This window comes from Novosphingobium sp., assembly GCF_032093395.1.
GTDB lineage: Bacteria > Pseudomonadota > Alphaproteobacteria > Sphingomonadales > Sphingomonadaceae > Novosphingobium.
Genome location: NZ_DAMDBA010000075.1, coordinates 17,132 through 24,234 on the forward strand (window position 1 = coordinate 17,132; position 7,103 = coordinate 24,234).

The 7,103-nt window shown below is 65.1% G+C and carries 7 protein-coding genes; 5 read left to right on the forward strand and 2 right to left on the reverse strand.

What is annotated here, in order from left to right; genetic code table 11:
- From RT424_RS19495 to RT424_RS19515, 5 genes are all read left to right on the forward strand, one after another.
- On the forward strand, positions 1-808 hold an 808-nt coding region (locus RT424_RS19495), incomplete at its 5' end, for a fatty acid--CoA ligase family protein (RefSeq protein WP_313441643.1).
- 17 nt (positions 809-825) lie between these two features.
- Complete coding sequence (locus RT424_RS19500) at positions 826-1,242, forward strand: nuclear transport factor 2 family protein (RefSeq protein ID WP_313441645.1); 417 nt, start codon at positions 826-828, stop codon at positions 1,240-1,242.
- Between the two features lie 130 nt (positions 1,243-1,372).
- On the forward strand, positions 1,373-2,110 hold the full coding sequence (locus tag RT424_RS19505; protein ID WP_313441647.1) for an SDR family oxidoreductase: 738 nt from the start codon (positions 1,373-1,375) through the stop codon (positions 2,108-2,110).
- A 47-nt stretch (positions 2,111-2,157) separates the two neighbouring features.
- Positions 2,158-3,642, forward strand: coding sequence for an aldehyde dehydrogenase family protein (locus tag RT424_RS19510; RefSeq protein WP_313441649.1), 1,485 nt, complete (start codon positions 2,158-2,160; stop codon positions 3,640-3,642).
- Between the two features lie 19 nt (positions 3,643-3,661).
- Positions 3,662-4,531 (forward strand): TetR/AcrR family transcriptional regulator, encoded by an 870-nt coding sequence (locus RT424_RS19515; RefSeq protein WP_313441651.1) that lies wholly within the window; start codon positions 3,662-3,664, stop codon positions 4,529-4,531.
- Positions 4,532-4,571: 40 nt separating this feature from the next.
- On the opposite strand, the gene RT424_RS19520 is transcribed toward RT424_RS19515, so the two are convergent.
- Entirely contained in the window at positions 4,572-6,014 is a 1,443-nt protein-coding gene (locus RT424_RS19520; protein ID WP_313441653.1) for an efflux transporter outer membrane subunit, read from the reverse strand.
- The coding region (locus tag RT424_RS19525) for an efflux RND transporter permease subunit (RefSeq protein WP_313441655.1) at positions 6,011-7,103 on the reverse strand (1,093 nt) is incomplete at its 5' end. The genes RT424_RS19525 and RT424_RS19520, both read right to left, overlap by 4 nt.

The window sequence follows — 7,103 nt, forward strand, 5'->3', positions numbered from 1 at the left end:
GGAGAAGGCGTCGATGATGCTGGCCTGGCCGCACCAGTGGGCGCAGCTGATCGCCGCCCCCAATTACGAGACGGTCGATCTTTCGGCGATGCATTACATCGACGCGGCCACGCCCTGCGCGCAGCATCCCACGATCGACACCGACTGGCGCGAACCGGCGCAGGCTTTCGGGAACACCGAAACCTTCACCCTGATCTCTGTCTTTGCCTCCGGCACGCCTGCCGAGATCGCCGGCAAGTCGCACGGGGCGCCGACGGCGGGCTCCACGATCAAGATCGTCGATCCGCTCACCGGTGCGACGATGCCCTTGGGCGAGCGCGGCGAAATCGCGGTGAAGGGCCCGACCCTGATGCTCGGCTATCTCGGCGTGCCTCTGGACGAGACGCTGGACGGGGAAGGCTTCCTGCGAACGGCGGACGGCGGTTACCTGGACGAGGCAGGCCGCCTGTTCTGGGAAGGGCGTCTCAACGACATCATCAAGACGGGGGGCGCCAATGTCTCTCCTCTCGAGATCGACGATGTGATCCGTGCCCATCCCGAGGTGAAGATGGTGCAGACGGTGGGCGTGCCGGACGATCTCTTGGGTGAACTGGTGGTTTCCTGTGTGGTGCCGATCGATGGCACCCGGCCGGAAGCGGGATCGATCCGCGATTTCGCCAAGCAGAAGCTCGCCAGCTACAAGGTGCCGCGTCGGGTCCTGTTCGTTGCCGAAAGCGATCTCAAGACCACGGGCAGCGCCAAGATCAAGACCGCAGACTTGCGAAAGCTCGCCGCCGAGAGACTGGAAGCGGAAACGATGTCCGGCTGATAAGGGAGCAATGGCGCATGTCGCAGACATTCGATTTCGACGACTGGCTGGAGATCTGCAATCTCAAGGCCCGCTATTGCCGGCTCCTCGATACCAAGGACTGGGACGGCTGGGCAGCGCTGTTCACCGAGGACTGCGAGATCGACACGCGGCCTGCAGGGGGCACGCTGGAGACGGGGAGGGACGGTTTCGTAACGATGGTCCGCCGCTCTCTGGCGGAAGCGAAAACCGTCCATCAGATCCATTCGCCGGAAATTACCATCGATGGCGATATCGGCGAAGCGGTCTGGGCCATGCAGGACCGGGTCGTGAAAGACGATTTCGCATTGACGGGCTATGGCCACTATCATGAGACGTATCGCCGCTCTGCCGATGGCTGGAAAATCGCGCGGCAGAAGCTCTCGCGCCTGATCGTGGACATCGCGAGAACCTGAGCGAGCACCGCCCGGGCGGTTATCGCGATCCATCGTTCCCGCGATAGGCAGCGGGTTGTGCAAGAGCTACAGTCCGGGAAATCGTGTCGGCAAGCATCGGCACTGGGAAGCCCAAAAAGCGGGAGGATGCGTGGGTAAGACGATCGTGATCACGGGGGCGGGTGCGGGTCTCGGCCGGGCTCTGGCCAAACGCTTCGCCAGTGAGGGAGAGACCGTGATCCTCCTGGGACGCACGCTGTCCAAGGTGGAGGAGGCCGCCCGGGAAATCGGCGGTTCGGCCATGGCGGTCGAATGTGACGTCGCTTCCGCAGATTCCGTGCGCAAGGCTTTCGCCACCATCGCCGAAAGGCATCCGACGATCGATGTGCTGATCAATAACGCCGCGATCTACGAGCCCTTTACGGTGGCCGAGGCTACGGACGCGCAGATCGACGATATCATCGCCACCAACCTCAACGGGCCGATCTATTGCTGCCGCGCGGCGATCCCGATGATGGAAAAGGGCGGCCAGATCATCAACGTGGGCAGCGAATCCATCGCCGTGCCTTTCGTCATGCTCTCGCTCTACCAGACCACCAAGGCCGGGCTCGAGCGCTTTACCGAGGCGCTGGTCGAGGAACTGGAGCCCGCCGGAATTCGCGTGACCACCGTGCGCGCCGGGCCGATGTACGAACCCGGCAAGACCGCGCCCGGTTGGGATCAGGACGCCGCAATGCGTTTCCATGGGGGCTGTGCCGCCAAGGGCATCGACTTGCGTACGCGGCCGATCTCCCAGACCGAAAACGTCACCGGCGTGTTCCGTTCGGTGCTCGACCTGCCACCCGATGTGCGCGTGCTTCACGTCTCGGTCGGGGCGCGCCGCCCGTGAGCGCTTCAGACCTCGTGCAAGAACCCGTTTCCGCCAAGGATCAGACGATGACCACTCTTCCCGAAGCCAAGCTCTACATCGACGGACAGTTGCGCGGCGCCAGCAACGGCGCCACGTTCGACGTTATCAGTCCCTGGACCGGAGAGCCGGTAGGCAAGGCCGCCGATGCCACCGCCGATGACGTCAACGCCGCCATCGCCGCCGCCCGCCGGGCCTTCGACGAGACCGACTGGTCCACCAACACCGAAAAGCGCGTGGCGCTGGTAGGCAAGTACCGCGAGCTGTTCGAGGCGGCTCGCCCGCGTCTGGCGGAACTGGCCATGCACGAGGCAGGTGCCGCGCAGGGGGCGGTGAACCGTGCCCATGTCGACATGGCGCTGGACGGCTGGGACGATTACATGCGCGTCTTCGACCAGCTGGAGTGGGAAAAGGATTACGGCGAGAAGCCGGCGTTCGGCATGATCCACAAGCGGGTCGGCGTGCGCGAGGCGGTCGGCGTGGTCGGGGCGATCACACCGTGGAACGTCCCGCTCTACGTCAATATCGGCAAGATGGTAGCGGCCTTGCTGGCGGGCTGCACCGTGATCCTCAAGCCCGCACCGGATACCCCCGGCATGGGCGCAATCTTCGGTGAACTGGCCAGCGAAGCCGGTTTCCCCGATGGCGTCATCAACGTGGTGTTCGGCGCCGATCCGGCGCTGGCGGGTGAAATGCTCGTCACCGATCCGCGCGTGGATCTCATCTCGTTCACCGGGTCGACCGGTGTCGGCAAGCGCATCATGGAGCAGGGCGCACCCACGCTGAAGCGCGTGTTCCTCGAACTCGGCGGAAAATCTGCCAAGATCGTGCTCGACGATGCGCCGAACTTCGCCATGGAAGTGGGCATGGCGATGCTGGTGTTCCACGCCGGGCAAGGCTGCGCCGTACAGTCGCGCCTGCTGGTGCCACGGAGCCGTTACGAGGAGGCCAAGGCCATTCTCAAGGGCGCCTATGGCAATTTCGGCGACAACTGGGGCGATATCGCCAATCCCGCACATATCATGGGGCCGGTGATCTCGAAGCGTCAGATGGAGCGGGTGAAGAGCTACATCGACCTGGGCCAGGAAGAAGGCGCCACGCTGCTTGCCGGAGGGCAGATCCGCCCCGACAAGGGCGGCGGTTTTTTCGTGGAGCCGACCTGCTTCGCAGACGTTACCAACGACATGCGCATTGCCCAGGAGGAAATCTTCGGCCCGGTCCTGGTGGTCATTCCCTATGAGGACGACGAGGATGCGGTGCGCATTGCCAACCAGAGCTCCTATGGCCTATCGGGCGGAGTGAGTTCGGGCGATCTGAACCGGGCCATCAATATCGCCAAGCGCGTGCGCACCGGGTCGATGAGCGTCAACAACGGCATGTGCATCGCCGGCGACATTCCGTTCGGTGGCTACAAGGCGAGCGGTATGGGTCGCGAGTGGGGTGTCGAAGGCATTGAAGAGTTCACCGACGTCAAAATCCTCGCCTGGCCCGTTGGTCAGGTCGAGGCGGCCTGACGGCAAGCGGCACGCGGAAGTGGGGGCACCGTCCGAGGCGCCTGGGCCGGGATCGACCGAACAGCCTGCGGACGCGGCGCTTCCCTCTGGCCATTCTGTTCCGGCATCGCCGGAGCAGTCCGGCCCGCCGGGTGAGTTCACGACGACCGAGGGCGGACAGGACGGCAGTCCTTCCGCCTATTCGGCGCAGCTGGCAGCAGCCGTAACAGGCGCGGGCGCGGGGATCAGCCACAATCTTCATGGACAGAGACTGGGCCGGAAGGGCCGAATAACCCGCGAACGCATTCTCGCGGCAGCGATCGAGCTTGTGGAGAATACCGATGAGCCGGTCACGCTGGGCGCCGTGGCACGCTCGGTAGGGCTCGGCATGACTTCGCTCTACAATTACTTCACCGACTTCACCGAACTGCTGCTGGCTATTCTGGAGCCCGTCATGGGCACGGCCCAGGATGAATATGTTGCCCTAGCGCGCGAATACTGGACGGACGAGGAACTCGCCGCCCGCGCCATGGCCTTCGTGCGGTCATACCACGAATTCTGGGCCCGCCATACGGGGCTGCTGCACTTGCGCAACTCGATGGCCGATCAGTTCGACGTGCGCATCATGCATCAGCGCGTCAATTCGACGCGTCCGCTGATCGGGCTGTTCGTGGCTCAGATGGATCGACAGGGAGCGCTTGGCGATACTGCGGTGCTGATGGCAACCACGCTCATGACCGGTATCGAGCGTTCCATCACCCTGGCCACCGACCGAAGGTTGAGGCGGATACTGGGCACGTTGCCTGGCCGGCGCGAGGAAAGCCTGCTGGAAGTCAATGCCCGGCTCATAGAACTGGCAATTCGCGATACGCGCGATCGCGCTGCGCAAGCCGCCGAAAACGCCGAGTAGCGCAAAGGCAGCGAAGCTTCCTGGCCTCAAGCTTTAAGACCTATCGGGTTTGCGGCGGGCTGGCCTGATCTCCGCCGAGCACGCGATACAACGTAATCCGATTTCCCGCGGCGGCGAGGCGCACGGCGATTTCCTGCTGCCGGGCGCTGTAGAGGCTGCGTTGCGCATCCAGATTCTCGAGCGAACTGGTGATGCCCTGTCGATAGCTGGCCTCGGTCAGCCGCGCGGTATCGGTGGCCGCTTCGGTGAACCTAGAGGCTGCGCGCAGGCGTTCGGCCAGCGTTCCCTGGCCGGCCAGGGCATCGGCCACTTCGCGGAACGCGGTCTGGATCGCCTTTTCGTAAGTCGCGAGCGCGGCATCGCGCTGCGCTTTGGCGACTTCGACATTGGCGGTCCTTCCGCCGGCATTGAAGATTGACCAGCTTGCGGCGGCCGTGCCGGTGGCGGAGAAGGCGCCCTTGTCGAAGAGGGCGGACAAGGCATTGCTGGCGACACCGAGCAGCCCGGTCAGCGAGATCGACGGGAAAAGCTGGGCACGCGCCGTGCCGATATCGGCATTGGCGGCACGCAGGGAATATTCGGCTTCCAAGACGTCCGGACGGCGCAGCAGAACCTGCGAACTCGTGCCTGCCGGAAGCACGGCCAGGGAGCGATTGACCTCGTCCAGATTGCCCGGAAGCAGGGCTTCATCGAAATCGGCGCCGACCAGCAGGCGTACCGCGTTGACGTCCTGCGCCAATGCGGTGGTCTGCGAAGCGACGTCGCCACGCGCGGTTTCGAGTACCTGCTCGGCCTGTCGCAGATCGGTGCGCGGTGCGATCCCGCCCTTCAGCCGAGCGCCGGTGAGGGCGACGCTACGCTCCGCGTTGGCGGCGGTCGCCTGCGCTATCTCCAGAAGTTCCTTGTCCGCCGCATAAGTCGCCCAGGCCTGGGCCAGATCGGCGACCAGGCCAAGCCGCACCGTGCGCGCGGCCGCCTCTGTGGAAAGCGCCGTGTTGCGCTGGGCCTCGGTGGCGCTGGCGTACTTGCCGAAGAAGTCGAGTTCGAAGCTCGAAATGCCGCCTTGCAGCGAATAGGAGGAGCGATCGCCGGTGACGTTTCCGGTGGTGCCGCCGGCTGCCGCGCCATTCGCCTCGGTGCGGCTGGCCGAGCCGCTGACGCCGATCGCGGGGAACTGGTTGGCGCGAACCACGCGCACTTGCGCGCGGGCGGCGGCCAGGTTCGCGGCGGCGACGCGCAAGTCGCGGTTGTTGGTGAGCGCCTGTTCGACCAGCGACTGAAGCCGAGGATCCTGAAATATCTCCGTATAGGAAACCAAGGGCAGCGTCACCTCGCTCTGGGCGAGGTAGGCGTCTCCGACCGGCCATGACTCTGCAACCGGCGGCGCTGGGGCGACGTACTTCGGAGCCATGGAGCATGCACCGAGCGCCAGCGCGGAGATCGAGGCAAGCGCTGCACCGGGCAGCCATCGCGAACGGATCATGCAGCGTCTCCCTTTCGTCCGCGGCGTTGCTGCACATGGCGACGGACCGAAGCGAGCCCGTCGCGGACGCCCCGTCGGACGAGCACGAAGAACAGCGGGATGAAGAAGATGGCCAGCAGCGTTGCGGTCAGCATGCCGCCGACCACCGCCGTGCCGATGGCGATGCGGCTGTTGGCGCCCGCGCCGCTGGCGATGGCGAGCGGCACCACGCCGAAGATGAACGCGAAGCTGGTCATCAGGATCGGACGCAGGCGGATGCGGGCGGCTTCCAGAGCGGCCTCGATCACGCGCTTGCCCTGACGTTCGGCCTGTTCGGCGAACTCGATCATGAGAATGGCGTTCTTGGCGGCGAGGCCCATGGTGGTGAGCAGGCCGATCTGGAGGTAGACGTCGTTTTCCAGGCCGCGCAGCGTCACTGCCATGATCGCGCCCAGCAGGCCGAGCGGGATCACCAGGATGACCGCGACGGGGATCGACCAGCTTTCGTAGAGCGCCGCCAGACACAGGAACACTACCAGCAACGACAGAGCATAGAGCAGGGGCCCCTGGCCGGAGGAAAGCCGCTCCTGATAGGACGAGCCCGCCCAGGCCACTGCGGTGCCGGAGACCTGGCTAGCCAGTTCCTCCATCACGTCCATCGCCGCGCCCGAGCTTACGCCGGGTGCCGGGCTGCCCGAGAATTCGTAGGCCTGAAGGCCGTTGAAGCGCGAGGAGCTGCTGGGCGCAGTGGACCAGCTGATCGTCGAGAAGGCGGAATAGGGGACCATCTGGCCGCTCGTGCCGCGCACGAACCAGTTGGCGAGGTCTTCGGGGCGCGAACGGAACTGTGCGTCGCCCTGGACGAAGACGCGCTTGACGCGGCCCTTGTCGAGGAAGTCGTTGACGTAGGTGCCGCCCCAGGCGGTCTGCAGCGTGGAGTTCGCGCTGGCGGCGGTCACGCCGTAAGTCGTCAGCGCGCGGGTGTTGGTGTTGATCTTCAGCGTGGAAACGTCGGGAAGATCGCTCAGTCGCACATTGGTCAGGCGGTCGTCGGCCATGGCCTTGGCCAGCACTTCGTCACGGGCCTTCTGGAAGTCGGCCCGGCTCATG